The sequence below is a fragment of the Jujubicoccus corallicola genome, from assembly GCF_047345645.1.
GTDB lineage: Bacteria > Pseudomonadota > Alphaproteobacteria > Rhodobacterales > Rhodobacteraceae > JBLEFH01.
Genome location: NZ_JBLEFH010000009.1, coordinates 69,541 through 91,714, shown reverse-complemented (window position 1 = coordinate 91,714; position 22,174 = coordinate 69,541). Strand labels below are relative to the sequence as shown.

General features: G+C 62.3%; 21 protein-coding genes. 10 read left to right on the top strand and 11 right to left on the bottom strand.

The window, feature by feature from the left end; translation table 11 throughout:
- Positions 1–11: 11 nt before the first annotated feature.
- From ACMA5I_RS13605 to ACMA5I_RS13590, 4 genes are read right to left on the bottom strand one after another with little or no spacing between them, the layout of a single operon-like run.
- The gene (locus tag ACMA5I_RS13605) at positions 12–1,304 is read right to left on the bottom strand and encodes a TRAP transporter large permease (protein ID WP_525886821.1); all 1,293 of its coding nucleotides are present in this window, start codon (positions 1,302–1,304) and stop codon (positions 12–14) included.
- Positions 1,297–1,824 carry a TRAP transporter small permease gene (locus ACMA5I_RS13600; RefSeq protein ID WP_525886820.1) on the bottom strand — a complete coding sequence of 176 codons (528 nt, stop codon included), beginning with the start codon at positions 1,822–1,824 and terminating at the stop codon, positions 1,297–1,299. Before ACMA5I_RS13600 ends, ACMA5I_RS13605 begins: the two co-directional genes overlap by 8 nt.
- The gene (locus ACMA5I_RS13595) at positions 1,821–2,780 is read right to left on the bottom strand and encodes a TRAP transporter substrate-binding protein (RefSeq protein ID WP_525886819.1); all 960 of its coding nucleotides are present in this window, start codon (positions 2,778–2,780) and stop codon (positions 1,821–1,823) included. Before ACMA5I_RS13595 ends, ACMA5I_RS13600 begins: the two co-directional genes overlap by 4 nt.
- 51 nt (positions 2,781–2,831) lie before the next feature.
- Positions 2,832–3,617, bottom strand: coding sequence for a LamB/YcsF family protein (locus ACMA5I_RS13590; RefSeq protein ID WP_525886818.1), 786 nt, complete (start codon positions 3,615–3,617; stop codon positions 2,832–2,834).
- A gap of 159 nt (positions 3,618–3,776) precedes the next feature.
- On the opposite strand from ACMA5I_RS13590, the gene ACMA5I_RS13585 reads away from it, so the two are divergent.
- Positions 3,777–3,962, top strand: coding sequence for a hypothetical protein (locus tag ACMA5I_RS13585; RefSeq protein ID WP_525886817.1), 186 nt, complete (start codon positions 3,777–3,779; stop codon positions 3,960–3,962).
- 49 nt (positions 3,963–4,011) lie between these two features.
- Here the strand turns inward: ACMA5I_RS13585 and ACMA5I_RS13580 are convergent, their stop codons facing one another.
- Genes ACMA5I_RS13580 through ACMA5I_RS13570 form a run of 3 tightly spaced genes read right to left on the bottom strand, consistent with a single transcriptional unit; the run spans position 4,012 to position 6,657 of the window.
- Complete coding sequence (locus ACMA5I_RS13580) at positions 4,012–4,776, bottom strand: iron ABC transporter ATP-binding protein (RefSeq protein WP_525886816.1); 765 nt, start codon at positions 4,774–4,776, stop codon at positions 4,012–4,014.
- Positions 4,773–5,747, bottom strand: coding sequence for an iron chelate uptake ABC transporter family permease subunit (locus tag ACMA5I_RS13575; protein ID WP_525886815.1), 975 nt, complete (start codon positions 5,745–5,747; stop codon positions 4,773–4,775). The genes ACMA5I_RS13580 and ACMA5I_RS13575 overlap by 4 nt, the downstream gene beginning before the upstream one ends.
- Positions 5,740–6,657 (bottom strand): ABC transporter permease, encoded by a 918-nt coding sequence (locus tag ACMA5I_RS13570; protein ID WP_525886814.1) that lies wholly within the window; start codon positions 6,655–6,657, stop codon positions 5,740–5,742. Before ACMA5I_RS13570 ends, ACMA5I_RS13575 begins: the two co-directional genes overlap by 8 nt.
- Positions 6,658–7,047: 390 nt before the next feature.
- Here ACMA5I_RS13570 and ACMA5I_RS13565 point away from each other — a divergent pair, with 390 nt between their 5' ends.
- From ACMA5I_RS13565 to ACMA5I_RS13555, 3 genes are all read left to right on the top strand, one after another.
- On the top strand, positions 7,048–8,940 hold the full coding sequence (locus ACMA5I_RS13565) for a TonB-dependent receptor domain-containing protein (protein WP_525886813.1): 1,893 nt from the start codon (positions 7,048–7,050) through the stop codon (positions 8,938–8,940).
- A gap of 95 nt (positions 8,941–9,035) precedes the next feature.
- Positions 9,036–9,926, top strand: a complete 891-nt coding sequence (locus ACMA5I_RS13560; RefSeq protein ID WP_525886812.1) for a siderophore ABC transporter substrate-binding protein — start codon at positions 9,036–9,038, stop codon at positions 9,924–9,926.
- Between the two features lie 74 nt (positions 9,927–10,000).
- Positions 10,001–10,279 (top strand): DUF2218 domain-containing protein, encoded by a 279-nt coding sequence (locus tag ACMA5I_RS13555; protein ID WP_525886811.1) that lies wholly within the window; start codon positions 10,001–10,003, stop codon positions 10,277–10,279.
- Positions 10,280–10,321: 42 nt separating this feature from the next.
- On the opposite strand, the gene ACMA5I_RS13550 is transcribed toward ACMA5I_RS13555, so the two are convergent.
- The 3 genes from ACMA5I_RS13550 to ACMA5I_RS13540 all read right to left on the bottom strand — a co-directional run bounded on the left by ACMA5I_RS13550 (position 10,322) and on the right by ACMA5I_RS13540 (position 15,274).
- The gene (locus ACMA5I_RS13550; protein ID WP_525886810.1) at positions 10,322–11,881 is read right to left on the bottom strand and encodes an argininosuccinate lyase; all 1,560 of its coding nucleotides are present in this window, start codon (positions 11,879–11,881) and stop codon (positions 10,322–10,324) included.
- 82 nt (positions 11,882–11,963) lie between these two features.
- Complete coding sequence (locus ACMA5I_RS13545) at positions 11,964–14,150, bottom strand: TRAP transporter permease (RefSeq protein WP_525886809.1); 2,187 nt, start codon at positions 14,148–14,150, stop codon at positions 11,964–11,966.
- Positions 14,151–14,296: 146 nt separating this feature from the next.
- Positions 14,297–15,274: a TAXI family TRAP transporter solute-binding subunit gene (locus ACMA5I_RS13540; RefSeq protein ID WP_525886808.1), complete on the bottom strand. Its 978-nt coding sequence runs from the start codon at positions 15,272–15,274 to the stop codon at positions 14,297–14,299.
- A 16-nt stretch (positions 15,275–15,290) separates the two neighbouring features.
- Here ACMA5I_RS13540 and ACMA5I_RS13535 point away from each other — a divergent pair, with 16 nt between their 5' ends.
- Positions 15,291–15,500, top strand: coding sequence for a hypothetical protein (locus ACMA5I_RS13535; RefSeq protein WP_525886807.1), 210 nt, complete (start codon positions 15,291–15,293; stop codon positions 15,498–15,500).
- Between the two features lie 69 nt (positions 15,501–15,569).
- Positions 15,570–17,927, top strand: a complete 2,358-nt coding sequence (locus tag ACMA5I_RS13530; RefSeq protein WP_525886806.1) for a M10 family metallopeptidase C-terminal domain-containing protein — start codon at positions 15,570–15,572, stop codon at positions 17,925–17,927.
- Between the two features lie 286 nt (positions 17,928–18,213).
- Here the strand turns inward: ACMA5I_RS13530 and ACMA5I_RS13525 are convergent, their stop codons facing one another.
- Entirely contained in the window at positions 18,214–19,056 is an 843-nt protein-coding gene (locus ACMA5I_RS13525; protein WP_525886805.1) for a protein NO VEIN domain-containing protein, read from the bottom strand.
- Between the two features lie 243 nt (positions 19,057–19,299).
- Between ACMA5I_RS13525 and ACMA5I_RS13520 the strand changes: the two genes are divergently transcribed.
- The 4 genes from ACMA5I_RS13520 to ACMA5I_RS13505 all read left to right on the top strand — a co-directional run bounded on the left by ACMA5I_RS13520 (position 19,300) and on the right by ACMA5I_RS13505 (position 21,972).
- Positions 19,300–19,713, top strand: coding sequence for a DUF7282 domain-containing protein (locus ACMA5I_RS13520; RefSeq protein WP_525886804.1), 414 nt, complete (start codon positions 19,300–19,302; stop codon positions 19,711–19,713).
- Positions 19,714–19,861: 148 nt separating this feature from the next.
- Positions 19,862–20,404 (top strand): RNA polymerase sigma factor, encoded by a 543-nt coding sequence (locus tag ACMA5I_RS13515; RefSeq protein ID WP_525886803.1) that lies wholly within the window; start codon positions 19,862–19,864, stop codon positions 20,402–20,404.
- Complete coding sequence (locus ACMA5I_RS13510; protein ID WP_525886802.1) at positions 20,401–21,093, top strand: anti-sigma factor; 693 nt, start codon at positions 20,401–20,403, stop codon at positions 21,091–21,093. Before ACMA5I_RS13515 ends, ACMA5I_RS13510 begins: the two co-directional genes overlap by 4 nt.
- A gap of 288 nt (positions 21,094–21,381) precedes the next feature.
- Positions 21,382–21,972 carry a GNAT family N-acetyltransferase gene (locus tag ACMA5I_RS13505; RefSeq protein WP_525886801.1) on the top strand — a complete coding sequence of 197 codons (591 nt, stop codon included), beginning with the start codon at positions 21,382–21,384 and terminating at the stop codon, positions 21,970–21,972.
- Positions 21,973–22,174: the final 202 nt, after the last annotated feature.

The window sequence follows — 22,174 nt, the reverse complement described above, 5'->3', positions numbered from 1 at the left end:
CGGCATGGGCGCTACATCTGCGTCGGCAGCCAGGTGACGATGCCAGGGAAGATGCAGATGAGGGCCACCCCTAGCAGCAGCAGCAGGAAGAAGGGCAGCGCGGCGCGGGCGACATAGAGGATGTCGCGCCCGGTCTGGCTCTGGATCACGAAGAGGTTGAAGCCGACCGGCGGGGTGATCTGGCTCATCTCCACCACCACCACGAGGAAGACGCCGAACCAGAGCGGGTCGATCCCGGCCTGGGTGATCATCGGCATGATGACGGAGGTGGTGAGGACCACGACCGAGATACCGTCGAGAAAACAGCCCATGATGATGAAGAAGATCGTCAGAGCTGCGAGGAGGCCCGCATTGGAGAGGCCAAGCCCGCCGATGGCGTTCGCCAGTGCGCGCGGCAGGCCGGTGAAGGCCATGGCGGTGGTGAGGAACCCGGCACCCGCGAGGATGAAGGCGATCATGGTGGAGGTGATGAGCGCGCCCATCAGACCTTCGCGGAAGGTCTGCCAATTGAGCGAGCCGCCTGCCCAGGAGATCACCAGCGCCAGCACCACGCCGACGGCGGCGGCATCGGTGGGTGAGGCGAGGCCCGCATAGATCGCGCCAATGACGCCGATAATCAGCAGCATCACCGGGATGAGGCGGCGGGCGGCGGCGAATTTCTCGGCCCAGGTGGTAGTGGGCATGTCGGGCAGGCTTTCGCGCTGTGTCAGCGACCAGAGGACCACATAGCCCACAAAGAGCGAGACCAGCAGCAGGCCCGGCCCGATCCCGGCGATAAAGAGCCGCGCGATGCTTTGCTCGGTCGCCACGCCATAAACGATGAGGATGATCGAGGGCGGGATCAGCAGGCCGAGCGTGGCGGAGCCCGCGAGGGTGCCGAGGGCCATGCGTTCGGGATAGCCGCGTTCTTTGAGCTCCGGCAGGGAGAGTTTGCCGATGGTTGCGGCGGTCGCGGCGGAGGAGCCGGAGACGGCGGCGAAGATGGCGCATCCGAAGATGTTGACGTGGAGGAGCCGTCCCGGCAGGCCGCGCATCCACGGGGCGAGGCCGCGGAACATGTCTTCGGAAAGGCGAGAGCGGAACAGGATTTCCCCCATCCAGATGAAGAGCGGGAGGGCGGCGAGGGCCCAGTCGTCGCTGTTGCCCCAGAAGGTTGTGGCGAGGACTTTGCCCAAGGGGGCGGGTGAGAAGAGCGCCATGGCGACGCCGCCCACAAGGGTCAGCGCGATGCCGACCCAGACCCCGAGGCCGAGAAAGCCGAAAAGGACGACGAGAACGGTGAGGGCGGGCAGAAATTCAGACATCGCGGCCGTCCTCCTCTTTCTCGAAACTGAAATGACCCGTGCGCAGGACATGCAAAAGCTCGTCGATCAGCGCGAGGGTGAAAATGGCGAGGCCGAGGATCATGGCCGCTTGCGGAATCCAGATCTGCACCGGGATCATGCCGGAGGATTTGTCCCCAAAATCATAGCTTTGCCAGCAGAGGCGCGCGGCGAAGACGGTCGCGCCGCCCGCGACGAACACACCGGCGGCGGCGGCGATAGCGCGGGTCCAGCGCTGAACCGCGCTTGGCAGGCGCTGCTCCACCAGCGTCACGCGGATATGCCCGCCATGGCGCAGCGTGTAGGCGAGCGCGAGGAAGGTCGAGGCCGACAGCATGAAGCCCGAAAAATCGGCATAGGAGGGGATGGTGAGGTTCACGATCCCGAGTTTGGAGAGGGTGTTCAGCACCACCTGCGCCGTGATGAGCGCGCAGATCAGCACCAGCAAAAGGGCCGCCAGCGCACCGGCGACCCTGTAAAGCGTATCAAGCGCGGACCTCATTCCGCCTCATAGGCGTTCAGAACTTCGGTCAACTCGTCGCTCGGCTCCTGCGTGAACTGCGTGACCACAGCGGCCCCGGCATCTTGCAGCCCGGCCAGCAATTCCTCGCTCGGCTCATGCACTTCCATGCCGCTTTCCTTGAGCTGTTCGACCATTTCGGTGGTCTCGGCCTGCGCCATCTCCGCGCCCCGTGTGGCGGCTTCGGCGGCGAGGGTCATGACCGTCTCCTTGGTCGCGTCATCGAGGCTGTCAAAGGCGCGCTTGTTGGCGACGATGATGTTTTTCGGAATCCACGCCTGAATATTGGTGAAATGGCCGACATAATCCCAGGCTTGCGTGTTCACGCCCGTGGTTGGCGAGGTGATCATTGCCTCGACCCGGCCGGTGGAGAAAGCTTGCGGAATATCCGTGGCTTCCACCTGCGTGGGCGCGGCGCCAAGGGCCTGCGCAAAGGCATCCAGCGTCGGGTTATAGGTGCGGAATTTCAGCCCTTCGAGATCGGCGACCGTCTCGACCGGCTCCTTGGTGTAAAGGCCCTGCGGCGGCCATGGCACGGCGTAAAGCGCGACCAGCCCTTCCTCCTCCAGAAGCTGCTCAACCACCGGCTTTTGCGCTTCCCAAAGCTTGTCGGCCTGCTCGAATGTGGTTGCGAGGAACGGCCAGCTATCGACACCGTAAACCGCATTGTCATTGGAGGCGGTGGACATGAAGAACTCGCCCGCCTCCGCCAGCCCGTCGCGGACCGAGGGTTTGATGTCCGAATGCTCGAAGAGCGAGCCGCCGGAATGGACCGTGATATTCAGCGCGCCATCGGTTTGCTCTGCGACGGCTTCGGCGAATTCGCGGATGTTTTGCGTGTGGAAAGTCGCGTCCGGATAGGGCGTGGCCATGTTCCAGTCCGCCGCGACAGCGGGCGTGGCCAGCGCCGCCAGAAGCGATGCGTATAGTCGTTTCATAAAAAGACTCCCTGTTGTGGCAAGAAGCCTAGTCAGCGCCGCGCCCTTGCGTCAATGCTGTTGACGGGTTTGCCCCATGACATCCGTGAGCGTTGTCAGGGTGATGCCCTGATCTTTCAGCGCTTTGGCAACGGCTGCGGCGAGGGCAACGGCTTCGGGTTTGTCCCCATGCACGCAGACGGAATGGATTTGGGTCGGCAGCGGATCCCCCTCCAGCGGGATGATCGCGCCCGCCTCCAGAAAGCGCAGGATCTGATCCGTCGATTGCGCCGGGTCCTTGATAAGCGCATTCGGCTGGCTTCGCGGCGTCAGCGTGCCATCCGCCTGATAGGTGCGGTCCGCGAAAATCTCGCAGGCGACCGGCAGACCCGCCGCGCGCCCGGCGTTTTCGAGCTCCGATGTGGCGGTCGCGAGCAGGATCAGATCCGGCGCAACCCCCTTGATCCCGGCTGCAATCGCGTCGGCCATGGCCCGGTCCACCGAGGCCATATTGTTGAGCGCGCCATGGGGTTTGACATGCGTCACCGTCCCGCCCTCCAGCGCCGCGACCGCCTGAAGCGCGCCGATCTGCGCGGCCACCAGCGGGGTGATTTCCTCCGGCGTGAGCGCCATATTGCGCCGCCCGAAGCCCTGCAAATCCGCAAATCCCGGATGCGCGCCGATCTCGACACCCTTGGCGACGCAATCCCGCACACTCGCCCGCATCACCACCGGATCACCCGCATGGGCCCCGCAAGCGAGGTTCGCCGCGCGCACAATCTCCAGCATCTCCGCATCGCGCCCCGTGACCCAAGGGCCGAAACTTTCACCCAGATCGGAATTGAGATTGAGTTTCATCGCGGCCTCCTTCGTGTCTGTCGACACCGTGCCAGCCCGCCTTGCCGCGCACAAGCCGCGAAGTGACGCCACGAAACGATGTCAAATATTTTATACGTTTTGACTCGAATCGAAAATTCTTAATGAATTGTTACACTATATTAAAAGTTGGGAAACATTATGAAAACTATATATCTTTTCGCGACCGCTGTTGTTTTGGCCATGCCTGCCTCGGTCAGTTTTGCGGCCATGTCGAGCGCGCCGATTGTGGTGTCGCAGGAAACGGCGCATGGCGGCGGATGCCGGAAAAGCTCGCCTCAGGGCCAGTGCTGCCATGCCGGGTCGGAGCCTTATCACTGCCACTAAGGTAGCTATTTCTTAGACAAGAGAGGCCGCTCACCGCAGCGGCCTTTTTCTATGCCTCGCCCAAGTGATGCAGGACCATCAGCTTGCCGTTTATGGTCGTGACCTCCACGTCGATGCCGTAGAGGCCGTGGATATTGGCCTTGGTCAGCACCTCTTCGGGCGCGCCCTCATGGCGGACCGCGCCGTCTTTCATGGCGATGATATGGTCGGCCCAACAGGCGGCGTAATTCACGTCATGCAGCACGATGACAATGCTTTTGCCCGCGCGGCGGAGCGCGTCGAGCTGGCGCATCAGTTTGCCCGCATGGGCCATGTCGAGATTGTTGATCGGCTCGTCGAGAAAGAGCCAGTCCGTGTCCTGCGCACGGGCCATGGCGAGGAAGGCGCGTTGCTGCTGCCCGCCGGAGAGCGAGTCGATGAAGCGGTGGCGCATGTCGGAGAGGTCCATCTCGTCCAGCGCCTGTTCGATCATCGCGTGATCGGCGGGGCCGGGGCGGCCCTTGTGATGCGGCCAGCGGCCGAACCCGACCAGCTCGCCCACCCGCAACCGGCTCCCAAGATGCTGTTTTTGCGTCATGATCGCGACTTTGCGGGCGAGCGTGTCCGTCGGCGTCGCGCTCACATCGAGATCGTCGATGGAGATCGCGCCCTCACCGAGCGGTTGCAAGCGGCCCATGAGGCTTAAGAGGGTTGATTTACCCGCGCCATTGGGGCCGATCAGCGCGGTGATCTTGCCCGCGGGGATCGCAAGAGTGGTCTCGCTCAGGATCTCGGTGCCCTGAATGGCGTGGCGGACATTGCGGATCTGGATCATTTGAGATGTCCCCTTAGCAGGAGCCACAGGAAGAGCAGCCCGCCGATAAATTCGATGACGATGGCGAGGGTGCCGGCCTGTCCCATGATGCGTTCAAACAGGATTTGCCCGATCAGCAGGATCATCCCGCCAAGGAGCGCGGCGGCGATCAGCGTCTGGCGGTGGCGGGCCATGGGCGCGACGCTGTAAGCGAGCGAGGCGACGATCAGGCCGAAAAAGGTGACGGGGCCGACGAGTGCGGTCGCGGTCGCGACCAGCAGGGCGATGATGGCGAGGGCTTCGAACAGGAGCCGCTCATAGCTGAGGCCGAGCGAGACGGCGGGATCGCGCCCCAGTTGCATCACATCGAACTGGCTCGCGCGGCGCAAGGCAAAGCCGCAGGCCAGCAGCGTGATGATGACCGTGGGCAGAAGCAGCTCCGCCTCGATCTGGTTGAAGCTGGCGACGCTCGCATATTGCGTGACGATGAAATCATTGGGCGAAAGGATGCGCGACAGGAACTGCGAGAGCGCCCGAAAGAACAGCGCCAGCACGAAGCCGGTGAGGATCATCCGGTGCAGATCGCGCTGACCTTTGCCAAGGAGGGTGCCGAAGAGGAGGCCCGCGGCGAGGGTCATCAGGGCCGTCTCGCCGATGAATTTCGCGACCGGAGGCAGGGTGGTGAAACTGGTTGCGCCGAGGGATGCGACCAGCGCCGTCTGGATCAGCACATAAAGCGCGTCGAACCCCATGATCGACGGGGTCAGGATGCGGTTGTTGCTGATCGTCTGAAAGAGGATCGTTGCCACGCCAAGCGCCGCGCCGACCGTCAGCATGGCGATGGTTTTCTTCAGCCGCAATTCCAGAATGAACCCCTTTGGCACGCCGCCCCAAAGCATCGCCAGCGCGATTACGGCAATGAGGGCGAGGGCGAGCAGGGCGAGGCGCGGGCGCCAGGGTTTCGGCATCGGGGCGAGGGCGGCGTCAGACATAGCGGCGCCTCCGGTAGAGCAGCACGAGGAAAATCGCCGCGCCGATGACCCCGAGAATGGAGCCGACCGGGATCTCGAAGGGCGGGCGGATGGTGCGGGCGAGCAGATCGCAGGCGAGCGTCAGGCAGGCCCCGAACCACGCGATCACCGGGATGGAGCGCCGCAGATTGTCGCCCATGAAGCGCACGACGATATTGGGCACGATCAGGCCGATAAAGGGAATCGCGCCGACCGTGGCAACGATCATCGCGGTGGTCACGGCGACCACGATCAGGCCGAGCCGCACGATGCGGTCGTAATTGAGGCCAAGCCCCGTCGAGGCTTCGCGCCCAAGGCCGAGGATGGCGAATTGATCGGCGACGAACCACGACAGCGCCGCGCCGATCCCGGCGATCCACAGCATCTCATAGCGCCCGGCGAGCACCCCGCTGAACTCGCCGGTCATCAGCCAGATGCCGATATATTGCACCAGATCCGTCTGCCAGGCGATGAAGCTGACCACCGACTGCACCACCCCCGCGAAGATGATCCCGACGAGCGGCACCATCATGAAATTATGCGGCGGGATGCGGCGGGCTATCTGGACAAAGAGCGCGGTTCCGGCCAGCGCCGAGAGGCTGGCGCAGAGCATCTTGCCCCAGATCGGCATGGTTGGCAGGTAAATGGTGACGAGGAGCAAGCCAAGCGCCGCGCTTTCCGAGGTGCCGACCGTGTCCGGCCCGACGAAACGGTTCTGCACGATCTGCTGCATGACGACCCCCGCCACCGCCAGCGCCGCGCCGGTGAGCAGCACCGCGAGGGTGCGCGGGATGCGGCTTTCCAGCAGCAGCATCACCGAGCGCGGATCGTCGAGCGAGACCGACATGCTCGCGGCGCCGATCAAGAGGCTCGCGACGATCATCGCGGCCATCAGCAACAGGGCAAGAAAGATCCGGGTGCGGGACATAAGGGCGGGTCAGACAGCGGGGGCGGCAGAGTGGCGGTGCAGAATGTCGATGCGCGCGAGCCCCATACAGCCCCTCTTAGATGAGTATTTCGGTCGAGATTCTTTCTAGTCAAGATTCCGCCAAGGGTCCAGAGCCGAAAGAAATCTTTTGAGATCAATATATTGCCGTTGATTATCAGAGCGTTAACGCCACAGTTTATCGGTTAACTTGATGTTGACTAAAACGATAAGGTGTTCAATACACGACTATAGGAGTCGGGTTTTCGCGCTGGCGAGCATCCGGCCGTTCATAAGATAAGAAAAGGCCCTGCCATGCGTTTTTCCCTTCGCGCGCTCGCACTTTCCAGCTGCGCATTGACCACGCCCGCTTTCGCCCAGTCCGAAGAGCCCTTCATGCTGGACGAGTTGGTCATCCAGTCGCGCGCGGCGCAGGAGCTTCTGGGCAATACCGAGATCACCGAGGAAGAGATCGAGGGGCTGAACCCGCGCACCATGCGCGATGTGTTCGCCGGGGAAAGCTCGGTCACGACGGGCGGCGGCGCGTCGATTGCGCAAAAGGTGCTGGTGAACGGGATTGAGGAGAGCCTGCTCTCGGTCACCATCGACGGCGCGCGGCAGAACAAATCGGCCTTCCACCACACCGGCAATGTGCTGATCGACCCGGCGCTTTTGAAGCGGGTGGAGATCAGCGAGGGCATTGCGCCCGCCGATGCCGGGGCGGGGGCGCTCGCCGGTGCGATTGCCTATGAGACCAAGGATGCGCGGGATTTTCTGCTGGGTGGTCAAAGCTTTGGCGGCTCGGTCCGCGCGTCTTACGGTACGGATGACAGCAAGCGCGGCACGCTGATCCTCGCCGGGCAGTCGATGGGGTTCGAGTGGCTTTTGAGCGGCACCCGCCACACCAGCGATGATTACGAGGATGGCGACGGCGAGACGGTGCCAGGCACCGCGGCGGACCTGACCGATTACATCGGCAAGACGGCCTATACCACGCAAGCGGGCCACCGGTTCGAGCTCTCCGCCTCGCAAACCGAGGATACGGGGCTGCGCCAGTCGCAGGCCGGGTTTATCCGCCCCGATTTCGCTGCCGTCGTGGGCCGTGACGCGGTGCTTTATGAGGCGCTGTCCAAGCGCCAGTCTTACACGTTCAGCTATACCGATGAGCAGCCCGAAGGCTGGTTCGCGCCCTCCGTGCAACTGACCTATAACACGCAGGAAATTGACGCCGGGACCGCCGCATGGGGCGAGAATACGAGCCTGTCGGGCGTCGCCAAAAACGAATGGCGGCTGAGCAACGGCACGCTGACCGCCGGGGTCGATTTTTTCGACGAGGATGCCGAGGGCGAGCAGTATAATGAAGACGGCTCCATCGCGACCTCGGGCGAGGAATCCATGCTCGATATCGGCGCCTTCGTTCAGGTGCGTCAGGATCTCACGAGCCGGATTTCGGCGTCCTATGGCGCGCGGGTCGATTGGCAGGAATTCGAAGCCGCTGATGGTCAGGAGTTTGACGACACGGGCGTGAGCGGCAATGGCTCCATCGACGTGGCCCTGACCGATGCGCTCCATATCAACGCCGGCGTGGCGTCAAGCTGGGGCGGCTATGAGCTCGGCGAGGCGGCGATCATCAATTTCCGCACGCCGTGGCTCTATGACGGCTTCACCACCTCGCGCGCCAATTCGGGCCGGATCGGTCTGCGTTACGAGCAGATGGGCTGGACCGCCAGCGCCGCGCTTTTCCGCACCGAGGTTGAGGACATCAACGCGGTTCTGCCCGAAGAGGGCGCGCGCGGTGCGACCAATGACGTGACCAGCTCGGGCTTCGAGCTGGCGCTCGGCTATGCCGGGGAGCGCGGCTTCGCGCAGATCAGCTACACCAATGCGGATGTGGAACTCGACAGCGATGTCATCACCACCACTTCCTATTATCTCGGCCGTCCGGTCGGTGAGATCATCGCGATGGAAGCGGGCTATGCACTGACCCCGGAATGGCGTCTTGGCGGCTCGGCGGAGATCGCGCTGGAGAATGACGACACCGATCCGAGCCTGGATTCTTATGAGGTTCTCAACGCCTTCGCCGCCTACACCCCGCAGGCTTATGACGGCCTTGAGGTGCGGCTCGATGTGCGGAACATCTTCGACGAAACCTATGTGAGCCGCGGCTCGGACGGGATCAATTTCGAAGGCGTCGTGCCGCTCAACGAGCCGGGCCGCAACGTGCAACTCACCGCAGGCATGCAATTTTAACGAAAACGGGGCTGGGCTTTTTCGCGGCCTGGCCTCACCGAAGACATCCGGGCGCTCGCCAAACACAGCCGCGCCTACATAAGAAGGAGGCAGTTATGCGTCATTTCACTCTCACAGCCATCGCCGCGCTCAGCGTCGGCTTTGCCGCGCAGGCGGCAGAGGTCACCGTTGCGACCGCGCAGGGCGAGCAAACCGTGGAGACCTTGCCGGACACGCTGGTGGTCTACGATCTCGCGGCCATGGACAGCCTGAACGCGCTTGGCGTGACCCCCGATGGCGGGCCGGACAATCTGCGTCTCGACTCGCTCGAAGGGCTGGAGGTTGAGGCCGTCGGCACGCTTTTCGAGCCGGATCTCGAAGCGCTCGCCGGGATGGAGCCGGATCTGATCATCGTTGGTGGCCGCTCGCAGGCGCAGGCCGAAACCGTGGCGGAGATCGCGCCGACCCTCGACATGACTTTGGGCGAGGATCTGATCACCGACGCCAAGGCCCGCATCACCGCTTACGGCACGCTCTTTGAGCGCGAAACCGAGGCGGAGGAGCTGAACGCGGCCCTCGACGAGAAAGTCGCCGCCGTGCAGGCCGCCGCCGAAGGCAAGGGCACCGCGCTCGTCGTGCTGACCAATGGCCCGAAAATCTCCGGCTACGGCCCCGGCTCGCGCTTTGGCTGGATCTATGATGTGACCGGCATGGACGCGGCCATCGAGGATTTCGACCCCGAGGCCGGCCATGGCAACGCGATGAGCCATGAGCTGATCGCCGAGGCCAACCCCGACTGGCTCTTCGTGCTGGATCGCGGCGCGGCGATTGGCGAGGAAGGCCAGAGCGCGGCGCAGACGCTGGACAATCCGCTGGTCGCCGAGACGAATGCGGGCCAGAATGACCAGATCGTCTATCTGCCCGCGGGCGAGCTTTACATCGGGGGCGGCGGCTATGCGTCGCTGACCAAGGTGATCGACAGCATGACCGCCGCGCTGAGCGAGTAAACCGCCGGCATCACGACCCAACGGGCCGGGCGCCAAACCCGGCCCGATTTTCTTTAAGACTTCAGGATAACGCCATGAAAGCCAAAGCCGTTTACGAGACCGCCCATGCGGCGAAATATCTCCAGCAACTCGCCAAGCACTTCGCCCATAAAATCGAGGTGGAGCTGACCGACACCCGCGCCGCAATGACCCTCGCCGACTGCGAGGTGGAGCTTCTGGCCGACGACACCGCGCTGACGATGAGCGTCACCGGCATGGAGCCGAAAGACGTCATCAACGCGCGCTACGTGATCGACAAACACCTCGTCACCTTCGCCTTCCGCGAGGAATTTATCGGGATGAATTGGGTGTAGGAAAACCGGCCCGCGCGATAGCGGGCCGGGTGGTTGATCCGGTCAGTTTTCCAGCAGCGCGTTGAAATCCTGATCGAGTGTCGCAAGGGCGCTGTCGATCGCGTCGCGTTTTTCGGTGATCCATGCGGCATTTCCGGTCAGCGTCTCGCGGGCCTCGCCAATCATGCGCTCGACCTCCGCAGGCTGCGGGCCGCCCGAGGTGGCGCGGTTCTGCACAATCGCCACGGGATCGAGGGCCGCGCGGAACGCCTCTTCGCTCAGCGGCAATTCCTGCGGATAGTCGCTCCCCTCAACGGTTTCCGCGTAAATGCGCTGCGCTTCGGCATAGGGGAAATCAAGCGGGCCGATCCCCTCATTGCGCGCATAGCTGACGATTTCTGAGGCGACATGATGGCCTTCGCGGAACGGCAACCCATGGTCGCGCATCAGAATATCGGCGATCTCCTGTGAGGCGGTCCAGTCGCTGTTCAGTTCCTCCAGCGCGCGCTCCGGGTTGATCCGCAGCGCGTTCAGCACGCGCTCCAACCGCGAGAGCGCGCCGATCCCGGCCTCAACCACCGCTCTGTTTTCGTCCACGTCTTTGGGATCGCTCATCCCCGGTGTGATGTTGTGGGTCTGCATGATCGGCCCCATGGCAAGGGCGATGGCTTGCGAGGCGTCACTGCGAGCGGAGTTCAGGATGCCCGGATTGCGCTTTTGCGGCATGGCGGAGGAGACATACGTGTTGTCGCCGCCCTCTTCGAGCAGGATCCACGGGCGGCTCTGCGCATATTGCGTCATCACATCCTCGACGAAATTGCCCGTGTGCAGCGCGACCGATGTGACGATCGACCCGACCTCAACCGGATGTTCCATCGACGAGATTTGCGAGGCGTCATAGGCATTGTCCACCACCGCCGCGAAGCCAAGATAATCGGCCATGCGCTGACGATTGAGCGGCCAGCTTGTGCCGTTCAACACCGTGGTGCCCATGGCGGAGCGGTCGATGCGGGCATAGGCCTCACGGATCCGCTCGGCATCACGGTTCAGCCCGGCGACATGGCCGAGCAGGTAATGGGCGTAGCTGTTCGGCTGCGCGGCGACGCCATTGGTGTAGTTGGGCACGATGGTGTCCACATGCTCGGCGGCGAGGTCCAGCATGGTCTGCGTGGTGGTGTTGAGCTGGTCCGCCATTCTGAGAAGGCCGTCGCGCAGGATCGCGGCGCGGTAGGTCGCGTGCATGTCCTGACTGGAGCGGCCCGCATGGATCAGCGTGACCTCTTGCCCGCCTTCCTCGATCAGAAACGGCTCGAAGCGGATGACGGCACTGGGACGCTCCCCGCCCTCGGCATTGCCGTTCTCGATCACGGTGTTCAGTGCCGCGGCGATCTGTGGCGCGAGTTCGGGATCGAGCAAGCCTTCCTCGCTGTTGATGATCGTTGTCGCCTTGTTGATTTGCCCGAGCCAGAAAAACTCGTCCCGCTGGGGCGCGTCCTCATCCTGCGCGGCGGCAGTGGTCGCGATGATGAGCGCGGCACTGAGAGCGGCCAGGCGGGTGGTGGTTTTGGCAAGCTGGGTCTGTTCGCGGCGGCGATGCGGCCGCGCGTGTCCATGATAGGTCATGGTGTCCTCCGATGTTGATGTTCTTTTTTTATTGCGTCCCGCCGAATTTGAGACTCAAAACCGGCGGGACGAGTGTCGAGAGTTACCCTGTCATTTGTTTCGGCCCCGTCCCCCGCTGCAGCAGGAACAGGCCGCCGGCGACGGCGAGGCCGATGATGTCGCTCATCCAGCCGCCATCGACCATGGCGAGCGCGGCGGCGAGGAGCACGGCGCGCAGGATCATGTTGAGATGGCCGAAATAATAGCCGATCACCGCCGCCGAGAGCAGGAACATCCCGAGCATCGCCGACACGAACACATGCAGGATGTCGAGCCACGCGCCTTGCATCAGAAGCTCATGGGACGAGAAGAACATGAACGGCACGATGAAGGCGGCGAGGCCGAGGCGGAACGCTTCGAACGAGGTCTTCATCGGATCGGAGCCCGAGAGGCCCGCCCCGGCATAGGCGGCGAGCGCCACGGGCGGGGTGATCGCCGACATCACCGCGTAGTAGAACACGAAGAAATGGGCGACGAGGACCGGGATGCCGAGCGAGATCAGGCCCGGCGCGACCACCGCGGCGGCGACCGCATAGGCGGCGGTTGTGGGCATCCCCATGCCGAGCAGCACCGAAATGCACATGGCAAAGAAGAGCGCGAGAAGCTGGCTCTGGTCCGCAATGGCAAGCAGCAGGGTGGAGAAGCGCGCGCCGACGCCGGTGAGCGCAATCACGCCCACGATGATCCCGGCGGCGGCACAGACGGCGACCATCTGGATCGACATGCGCGCGCCGAGATCGAGGGCGCGCAGCACCTGGCGCGGGCCCATTTTATGCGGGGTCAGCCAACTCACCACCGCCGCCGAGACCATGGCGAGCGTGCCCGCGCGGATCACCGAATAGCCCGCAAAGAGCGTGTAGATCAGGATGATGATCGGCAGGAAGAGATAGACCTGGCGCACCAGCACGGCGAATTTCGGCAGCTCGTTGCGCGGCAGGCCCTTCATGTTCAGCTTCAGCGCCTGAAGATCGACCATGAAATAGACCGAGATGAAATAGAGGATCGCCGGGATGATCGCGGCGACCACGATCTCGGTGTAGGGGATGCCGGTCACTTCGGCCATGATGAACGCACCCGCGCCCATGATCGGCGGCAGAATTTGCCCGCCCGAGGAGGCGGTCGCCTCGATCGCGGCGGAGGATTTCGCCGGATAGCCGACGCGTTTCATCAGCGGGATGGTCAGCGAGCCGGTGGAGACCACATTGCCCGCCGAGGTGCCGTTGATCATGCCCATCAGGCCCGAGGCGAAGACCGCCACCTTGGCCGGGCCGCCGCGCGCCTGACCCGCCGCCGCAAAGGCGAAATTGACGAAATAATCGCCGACCTTGGAGGCTTGCAGGAAGGCGGCGAAGACGATGAAGAGGATGATGTAGGTCGAGGAGACCGCAATCGGCGCGCCCAAAATCCCCTGATCGGTGAAGATATAGGTGAAGAAGCGCGAGGCGTCATAGCCGCGATGGTTGAGGAACCCCGGCAGGAACGGGCCGAGGAAGGAATAGGCGATAAAGACGCCGACGATGATGACGAGGACGAGGCCCGTCAGGCGGCGTGTGAGTTCGAGGATCAGCAGCACCCCGGCGGCGGCGGCGTAAAGATCGCCCGGCTGCGCCATGGCGGTGCCCGCGCGCAGGCGCAGGGCCCCGACGACGAAGAGGATATAGCCGAGCATCGCGACGGAAGCGATGCACAGGAGCCAGTCCGCGGCATAGACCTGACCGCGCGCGCGGTCCGAATAGAGCCAGCCCGCGATGATCGCGGCGATGGTGCCGACGAGAAGCGGGATGCCGAAGCTGGAGAAAACGAAAGGCGGCGGGTTGGCTGCGCCCGCCACCCACCAGCCGAGCCAGGCGTAAGCGATCATGGCAAAGCCGTAGATGGTTCCAGCAGCGGCCACGGCGAGCAGGGCCTTTTCGGCCACGCTGCGCTCGCCGAAACTGCGGCGAAGGCCGTCGTCCTCATCGGATTGAGAAAGCGCCGAATAGCCGAGGAACCCGATGACCAGCCCGCCGGTGACGTGGATCAGACGGTACGCCCATGTCTCCAGCGGAAAGAGGTTCATCACGAGGATATGGAAGAGGGTGTAGGCGATACAGAGCGCGGCGAAGAACAGGCCATAGCGGCCCTGAAGATCGCGCTGTGTGGCCATCAAGGGCTCATCATCGACGCCTTGCGCAATCACGGCGCTGTCTTGGCCGGTCTGGGCCTGATCGGGGGAAGTGGACTGCGACATCGCCGTCTCCATAAACTGCGGGCAGGGCTGGCCGCCTCGGGGCGTCAGCGCTGATCTTTAACGGGAAAAACGCGGGGCGGTGGATGCGCCGCGCGGGATCGTGAAGAAAAAATCGCCCCGACCATGTGGCCGGGGCGTATGCGCGTTTATTCGCCGCGCAGCTCTTCGGGGATCTCAATGCCCGCTTCGTCGAAATAGCGCACCGCGCCCGGATGGTAGGGCAGGAAGGTGTTCTTATCGACATTCTCCGGCAGGGTCTCTTTCGCCGCCGCGTGGATCTGCACCATCGCCTCATTGCCTTCCATCACCATCTTGGTGATCTCATAGGCAAGGCTCTCGGGCATATCGACCGATGCGGTTGCGAAATTCCACATCGCCACGGTGCCGTGACCGGCCACACCCGGATACATATCGTCGGGGATGTCGTAAGCGGCCACTTCCGGCATCGCTTCGAGGATCTGGTTGCGCTGCTCCTCGGTGAAGCCGAAGATGTTCACGTCATTCTCCGCCGCGATCTGCGAGAAGGCCGAAATCGGCACGCCCGCAGCGAAGGTGAACGCGTCGATCAGCCCATCCTTGACCTGACCCGTCGAGTCGCTCGCGCCCGCAAAGCTCACATTGGGGCTGATGCCGAGCACTTCATAGAAACGCGGCCAATAGGTCGCCGCCGTGCCGCCTGCCGGGCCGACCGAGACGCGCTGGCCGTCGAGTTTGGCCACATCGTCAATGCCGGTCGAGGTCAGCGCCACCGCTTCAAACGGGGTCTGATACATCGGGAAGAGCGCCCGCAGATTGGTATGCTCGACACCCGGTGCCAGTTCGCTGTTGCCGCTCCACGCCTCATAAGCCGGACCCATGGTGACGAGCCCGATCTGGTGATCGCCGGTCTGCACGAGGGTCGCGTTCTGCACCGGGCCGCCCGTGACTTCGGCCGACGCGTTCACATCGAGATTCTGGCTGATCATGGCCGCCAGACCGGTGCCATAGATAAAGTAGGTGCCGCCCTGGCTGGCGGTGCCCACGGTCATGCTGGACGGCCATCCCTCGCGGTCTTCCTGCGCCATGGCCGGCAGAGCGAGAATGATGGCCGAGGTCGCGGCCGCGATGAATTTGAAACTACGCATTTATGTCCTCCCTTAAATGCTTGTCATTCTGCGGGCCTGGGGCCGCGCGAATGGCGTCAGAAAAGCAGTTTTAACCATGCTTTCCAAGAGGCGAAGCGCAGATGTGATGCAGAAAATACCGCGCCGCATTGCAGCAAAATTGCGGGTGTCGCGGACCGGGAGGCGCGCTGCAAATCATGCTGCACTGCATGATTTTGGTAATCCGCCGTTAACCCGCAGCCCCTAAGCGTTCCTTCGCAAAACTTTGGAACGGCTGGACCGGGCGACGGGAACCAGCGCAATTGGAGATGAGGCTATGTGTGCAGTGCGCGTTGAGAGCGGCAGTTTGAATGACGGGCTCGCCCCGGTGGAGAGTTTTTGGGACAAGACGGGCCAAAGCATCGTCGATGGCGTGCTTTACGGCGTGAAATGGACGGATAGCCATCTGACCTATTCCTTCCCGGCGAGCCTTGACGATTATCCGTCCTACGCGGCGGGCAAAGAGTTTGAGCCGGTCAATCTGCGTCAGAAGGCCATGTTCACCTCCTATTTCGACGAGATCTCCACATTCGCGAATCTCACCTTCAGCGAGTTGAATGGAGAGGCGGGCACTCCCGACGCGGCCAGCCAAGCGACGATCAAGATCGGCATTGGCGAGCAGGGGCCGGACGCCGCCGCGACGACCTATTATCCCTTCCCCCATGCGGCGGGCGGCGATGTGTTCATGGGCGCGGACACGCTGAACCCCGTCTTCGGCAACTGGGATTCGAAAGTCTCGATGCATGAACTCGGCCACGCGCTCGGCCTCTCCCATGCCTCCGAAAGCAAGCGCGATTTCGGCAATAGCGGGCCTTATGACGGCTATGAATATACGGTCATGACCGTGAATGCCTATGGCGGCAAAGACACCTACACCGCGAATGACAGCTTTCCGCAATCCTATATGATGTCCGACATCGCGGCGCTGCAATTCATGTATGGCGCGAATTTCGAGACCCATGCCGAAGACACCGTCTACAGTTTCGACGCCAGCGGCCAGCTCTTCATCAATGGTGAGCGTGAGGGTCCGCTCAACGAGACGGGCAAAATCTTCCGCACGGTCTGGGATGGCAACGGGGTCGACACCTATGATTTCTCTAATTTCGAGAGCGATCAGGCGATTGATCTGCGCGCGGGCGGCTGGAGCGATCTCACGGCAGACAGCAACGGCATGAACGCGCTGCTGGACATGGACGAGGGATACTACGCGCGCGGTCATGTCTATAACGCGCTGCAATATAACGGCGATGCGCGCTCGCTGATCGAGAACGCCGTGACCGGCGCGGGCGATGACGTCATCACCGGCAATCAGGCGGATAACAGCCTGACCGCCAATGTTGGCAATGACCGTCTGGACGGCCTCATTGGCAACGATACGCTCGACGGCGGCAGGGGCAATGACACCCTCAACGGCGGCGAGGGCGACGACCGGCTCGTCGGCGGCGCGGGCAATGACGAGATCAATGGCGGCGCGGGCGATGACCTGATCCTCCAGCACGTCCTCTGGAACACCGATGTGATCGACGGCGGCGCGGGCAATGACACGCTCGACTACAGCCAGATGAACACGCCCTCGGGCAATATGGCGAAAAGCTACGGTGTGCAGGCATTCTTGCATCGCGGGATCGTCAACAAGGCCCCCTATTACGACAAGATCCCGGACCGCGTGGCGAATATCGAGAATGTCACCGGCACGGCTATCCGCGACCATATCGGCGGCGATCACCGGGCCAATGTCCTGCGCGCGCTTGGCGGCGACGATTCCCTGCGCGGCCGTGAGGGCGATGATCGCCTTTATGGCGACGGCGGGAAGGACTGGATCGACGGTGGCACCGGCAACGACATTCTTCATGGCGGCGACGGCAATGACGGGCTGATCGGCGGCGCGGGCAATGACGAGATCCATGCCGGGGCGGGCGATGATCTGATCCTGCAGCACCTCCTCTGGAATAAAGACGTGATCGACGGCGGCACGGGCATCGACACGGTCGATTACAGCCAGATGAACGCGCCCTCGGGCTATATGGCGAGCAGTTTCGGCGTGCAGGCTCATCTCGACCGCGGCATCATCAACAAGGCGCCCTATTACGACAAGATCCCGGATCAGGTGTCGAATGTCGAGAATGTCACCGGCACGAAGATCAACGATTATCTCGGCGGCGACAAAGGGGCCAACGTGCTGCGCGGCCTTGCCGGAGCAGACAGCATCCGCGGCCTCGGCGGCGATGATCGGCTCTATGGCGATGGCGGCAAGGACCGTCTCGACGGCGGCGCGGGCGACGATCAGATCCATGGCGGCGGCGGCGATGACCTCATCAGAGGCGGCACAGGCGATGACCTGATCACCGGCGGCGCAGGTGCCGACGGCTTCATCTTCACGACGCCGGGTCACGGCACGGGTGTCGACAGGATCGCGGATTTCGAAACCTCGGTCGACACAATCATGATGCGGGGCGTGGAATACGCCGATGGCAGCGCGCTGACGATCCACACACTCGACAGCAACGATGACGGCCGCGTCGATGCCGCCGACAAAGGCTGGAGCCTTGAGGGTGGCAACCTGCATTTCGACGGCTATGGCGAAGACCTCATCCTCGACCATGTGTCCTGGCTGGAGTTGACCGACTTCGCGTGATGGGGCGCGCGCGGCGGATGACCGCGCGGGGATGCAAGGAGAGCCTGCGGCGGATCATCCGGCGCAGGTTCGACGCGGTCTGGCCGGATGTTGAGAATGCTTTGGGAAAAGGGATGTGGTGTGGTTTGGTCGACGGATGACTTCGCCACAGCAATGCTATTTGATAACTCAAGAATATGCCGTGCGGGCGCTCGTGATGAACCCATTTTGGGCGGCGTTAGGCGGCTTGAGATCTCTTCTACGCGTTTCAAGATCGTCATGGGGACCTTGCTCTTCGGTGAAAAACTCAATTGGGATCGAAACTGGCTCTAAAGTTTGTTGCCATCAGCGAAACATGTCGATCAAGCGGCGATTGCAATTCGAATGCCTTCGGTTCACGCGCAAAATTCCACAGCCTCAAAATGCGCCATTCGTCGCGATAATGCTCCGACGCAGCCAATTCATTGTGTGAAATATGAAAAGGCGTGCGCTCCCAACCATTGGTTGTCTTCATCTCGATAAATTTGCTCTCTCCGCTCGGATGGTAGCTTCGGATATCATAGCCTGCGCCGTCGCCATCCTCCTCAGCGACCCAGCGAACTTTCTCAGACAGATCGTCACGCCCCAAACGCTTCAACGAAAAGCGCTCGTAATCGAAAACGTATTTCTCACCGGCTTTTCCAAGCCGTCTATTTCGCTCGTCGCGACCCGCAACATCAAATTTGCGCGCGATAAACTGCATCTTCTCGATATCGAGGGGCGGAGGATGATTTGAGAGCGTCGGAGGCGGTGCTATGTAAAGCTCGGAGGCCTCAAGCAATGCTCCCGTGTCTCTTTCAGATGTAGCATCCTCTAGCCAATCTGGATGACGCTTCAGCCAGCGGATGACGGCGTCAATCAGCGATGTTTGAAAATTGGATGCTGGTTTATAGCCGAAAATCCATGGTTCGCCGATGGTCTGTAGAACAGCGCTGATATTTTGATGCTTAAACTCAATGGAGCCGTCAGTTCGCGCGTTCAGGCGAGCGCGTAAGCCGCGACGGTGTGCGCTTTTGCTGTAAGGTTGCCCAGAAACGTCCTTGCCAAGCATCGCAAAATAATCTTCGACAATCAGATCATTTTCATCATCGGTCCATTGAGCGCTCGGCATATAAAAATGGTTAAATATGGCAAATGGATAGCACCAGCAAAAAATGAACCGCTGTGATAAAACCTGTCCGTCGATGACGGATCATCTCGCTCCATAAAAAATAAATAAAATTAAAACCCTTTAAAATCAGACGCTAACCCCAAAAATCCCCCATCCCTTCCGCCATTTCTGAAACTCTTCCCACCCCCTTGCGTGAGTTCAAGCATGGTCGGCAACGGCCCCAATTTGACGCAAGGAGTTTCTATGACACGCGCTTTCTTTACCGCATTCGCGCTCACCGCAGGCACCGCGGCTTTTGCCCAGTCGGACGATATGGCACCGGGGGTCTGGGCCGTGGATCAGTCGGTCACCAATGGCGTGGTCAGCGCCGATAAGGTGGTTGCCGGCGAAAATGGCTGGATGGTCGTCCACCGCACCGATGCCGAGATGAAGCCGGGCCCGGTTGTGGGCTATGCGCCGCTGCGCGCTGGCGAAAACATGGATGTCGCCGCGATCCTGACCGAAGAGGTCGCCTCGGGCGATATGCTCATGCTGATGGTCCACTCGGAAGCGGGCGGCACCGAAACCGGGGTCTTTGAATACACCCTCGGCGCCACCGAAGACGGCCCGATCCGCATCGACGATCAACTCGTGATGAAAGTCGTCTCCGCCGAATAATCCGGTTGTGTAACCAGTGTTCTTGTCACCATTGGGTCCGCCCGCGCGTCTGTACTGGGAAATGGGGGCGCGCGGGCGGATTGATTTGACAAGGGGGCAGGCGATGCGTGTAGGCTCACATTTGACACATAAAGATTGAGCCCTTGCCATGACCTCCCGCGCAGAGATTGAAGAGATGGTGGCGCGGGTCGCCATCAAGGATAAGGCCGCGTTTTCAGGTCTTTATGATGCGACCAGCGCGAAGCTGTTCGGCGTCTGTCTCAGCGTTCTGGGCAACCGGAGCGAGGCGGAGGACGCGCTTCAGGAAACCTATCTGCGCATCTGGAACAAGGCGGACAGCTATGCTGTGACCGGCCACAGCCCGATGACCTGGCTCATCACCATTGCCCGCAACATTTCGATTGACCGGCTCAGGCGGCGCAAGGCGCCGACGCAGGATATTGAGGACGCTGTGGAGATCTCGGACAGCACCCCCGGCCCGGAGGCCTTCGCCATCGCGCAATCCGAGCGCGCGCGGATCGAAAGCTGCATGGACGAATTGCCGCCGGACCGCGCCAATGCGGTGCGGCGTGTGTATTTGAAAGGCCAGACTTATCGCGAGCTTGCCGCCCATTATGAGGTGCCGCTCAACACGATGCGCACATGGCTGCGGCGCAGTCTGCGCACGCTCAAGGACTGTTTGAGCGCATGAGCGGGGGCGAGGATATCGAGCGCGACGACGCGCTGCTGGTGGCCGAATATGTGCTGCATCTTCTGGACGATGACGCGCGCGCGGCCTTCGAGGCCCGGCTGCGCGCCGAGCCCGCGCTTCAGGCGCAGGTTTACGCATGGGAGGCGCATTTCGTGCCGCTTGCCGAGCCGATTGCCGCCGTCGCGCCGCCCGCTGCGCTCAAGACCCGCGTGATGCAGGCGATTGGCGGGGCAGGGGACAAGGCGCAGCGGTCGAGATTTGGCTGGCCATGGCGTCTCGCCGGTCTCGCGGTCGCGGCGCTGGTCGCAATCGTGCTTCTGGCGACGCCGCTCTTGCGCGATCCTTCGGACGGCCCTGCCTTGCAGGCGGAACTTGTCTCTGAAGATGAAGCCCTGATCCTCGTCGCGGGCGTGTTCCCGGCGACCCATGAGATCGTGATCGAGCAGCAGGCCGGCAGCGCACCGGAAGGCCGCGCCTTGCAGCTCTGGCTGATCGCGGAAGGCGCGGACACCCCGGTCTCACTCGGCGTTCTCGACGCGGACGGCTCCACCGTGATCCGCGTGCCCGACGCCATCGCGCCAGGCGTGCGCACCGGCACCATCGCCATCTCCGACGAACCGCTCGGCGGATCGCTCACGGGCCAACCCACCGGCGAGATTCTGGCGACGGCGCAGTTTACGGAAACGTAGTGGGCGTGGCGTTGGGCGGTTCCGGCTTAAGAGGGCGGGGGCGATGCTGGAGAAACATACCAAGCGGTATGTTGGGTTTCTGTGCCTAAAGTAGCGACATGAAAATGTCGGGCCGAAGCCGATGATGCTAAACGCAGATCCACGCTATCGCCTTACAAAAGACGGAACCGTCTAGATGCGGAATAGCACAATAACAATCCAAACCCTCGAAGGCACCGTTCATTCAGCGCGCAGCTAGGGTGCGACTCTAGCCCTTATTGACCAATGCCACGCCTTGCGTGACTGTCCATGTCGCAATCTTCCGCGTTCGAGAGTGCCAACATGCAATTGATGAAACCAAGCGTCGACCACATTCCGGCCTATGTTGCGGCTCTGCAAAATGGCTGGTCGCCGGACAACTTGCGGCCCGGTGCCGCAGAAGAGCAGATCAAAAGCATCGAGCGCGATCCCGCCGCATTTGTGTCGCGCCTTGATGACCCGACCGCGGCGGCAGGGCCCGTCATCTTGCCGGATGGCTCGACAGTGCCGCGTTTGCCGAGCCTTCGGCGGTGGATCTGGGATCGTGAGTTCTGCGGCCACATCAAGTTGCGATGGCAGCCGGGCACAGAAGACCTGCCGCCCACCTGTTCGGGCCATATCGGCTATGCCGTTGTGCCTTGGCGGCAGGGCGAAGGTCTGGCGTCCGCCGCGCTCGTTGCGATGCTTTCTGAGGCGAAATCCGTTGGATTGGCCTATGTGAAGGTCACGACCAGCCCCGACAATCCCGCATCGGTGCGCGTCATTGAGAAGGCTGGCGGTGTGCTGACAAGTACCTACACGGCCGAAAAGGCCCTTGGCGGCCATGAGACCTTGGAGTTCAAAATTTCGCTTTCATCCTGAGCGATTTTTGACCGCGCAGATCGTGCGTTCAGGATGATGAAGCACCGCTTGCTGCTGCGCAACTAAGGTCGGGTTTGCGCCCATAGCCCTTCATACTGCAGCGTGCGCGCACGGCGGCGAAGCCCAGGGAAGCGGACTGTGCAAGATCGGTTGGCAAACTCCCAACTGAAGCGAAAATCATCGCGAGCTTCCGAAAGGAAAG

What these genes read in the sequence shown, in the direction of transcription:
- ACMA5I_RS13530 (WP_525886806.1), top strand. Translation starts at nt 15,570, where the DNA reads ATGTGTGCAGTGCGCGTTGAGAGCGGCAGTTTGAATGACGGGCTCGCC.
- ACMA5I_RS13585 (WP_525886817.1), top strand. Translation starts at nt 3,777, where the DNA reads ATGAAAACTATATATCTTTTCGCGACCGCTGTTGTTTTGGCCATGCCT.
- ACMA5I_RS13510 (WP_525886802.1), top strand. Translation starts at nt 20,401, where the DNA reads ATGAGCGGGGGCGAGGATATCGAGCGCGACGACGCGCTGCTGGTGGCC.
- ACMA5I_RS13525 (WP_525886805.1), bottom strand. Translation starts at nt 19,056, where the DNA reads ATGCCGAGCGCTCAATGGACCGATGATGAAAATGATCTGATTGTCGAA.
- ACMA5I_RS13580 (WP_525886816.1), bottom strand. Translation starts at nt 4,776, where the DNA reads ATGATCCAGATCCGCAATGTCCGCCACGCCATTCAGGGCACCGAGATC.
- ACMA5I_RS13555 (WP_525886811.1), top strand. Translation starts at nt 10,001, where the DNA reads ATGAAAGCCAAAGCCGTTTACGAGACCGCCCATGCGGCGAAATATCTC.
- ACMA5I_RS13560 (WP_525886812.1), top strand. Translation starts at nt 9,036, where the DNA reads ATGCGTCATTTCACTCTCACAGCCATCGCCGCGCTCAGCGTCGGCTTT.
- ACMA5I_RS13590 (WP_525886818.1), bottom strand. Translation starts at nt 3,617, where the DNA reads ATGAAACTCAATCTCAATTCCGATCTGGGTGAAAGTTTCGGCCCTTGG.
- ACMA5I_RS13570 (WP_525886814.1), bottom strand. Translation starts at nt 6,657, where the DNA reads ATGGCCGCGATGATCGTCGCGAGCCTCTTGATCGGCGCCGCGAGCATG.
- ACMA5I_RS13535 (WP_525886807.1), top strand. Translation starts at nt 15,291, where the DNA reads ATGCTTGTCATTCTGCGGGCCTGGGGCCGCGCGAATGGCGTCAGAAAA.
- ACMA5I_RS13595 (WP_525886819.1), bottom strand. Translation starts at nt 2,780, where the DNA reads ATGAAACGACTATACGCATCGCTTCTGGCGGCGCTGGCCACGCCCGCT.
- ACMA5I_RS13515 (WP_525886803.1), top strand. Translation starts at nt 19,862, where the DNA reads ATGACCTCCCGCGCAGAGATTGAAGAGATGGTGGCGCGGGTCGCCATC.
- ACMA5I_RS13575 (WP_525886815.1), bottom strand. Translation starts at nt 5,747, where the DNA reads ATGTCTGACGCCGCCCTCGCCCCGATGCCGAAACCCTGGCGCCCGCGC.
- ACMA5I_RS13540 (WP_525886808.1), bottom strand. Translation starts at nt 15,274, where the DNA reads ATGCGTAGTTTCAAATTCATCGCGGCCGCGACCTCGGCCATCATTCTC.
- ACMA5I_RS13505 (WP_525886801.1), top strand. Translation starts at nt 21,382, where the DNA reads ATGTCGCAATCTTCCGCGTTCGAGAGTGCCAACATGCAATTGATGAAA.
- ACMA5I_RS13550 (WP_525886810.1), bottom strand. Translation starts at nt 11,881, where the DNA reads ATGACCTATCATGGACACGCGCGGCCGCATCGCCGCCGCGAACAGACC.
- ACMA5I_RS13545 (WP_525886809.1), bottom strand. Translation starts at nt 14,150, where the DNA reads ATGTCGCAGTCCACTTCCCCCGATCAGGCCCAGACCGGCCAAGACAGC.
- ACMA5I_RS13520 (WP_525886804.1), top strand. Translation starts at nt 19,300, where the DNA reads ATGACACGCGCTTTCTTTACCGCATTCGCGCTCACCGCAGGCACCGCG.
- ACMA5I_RS13600 (WP_525886820.1), bottom strand. Translation starts at nt 1,824, where the DNA reads ATGAGGTCCGCGCTTGATACGCTTTACAGGGTCGCCGGTGCGCTGGCG.
- ACMA5I_RS13605 (WP_525886821.1), bottom strand. Translation starts at nt 1,304, where the DNA reads ATGTCTGAATTTCTGCCCGCCCTCACCGTTCTCGTCGTCCTTTTCGGC.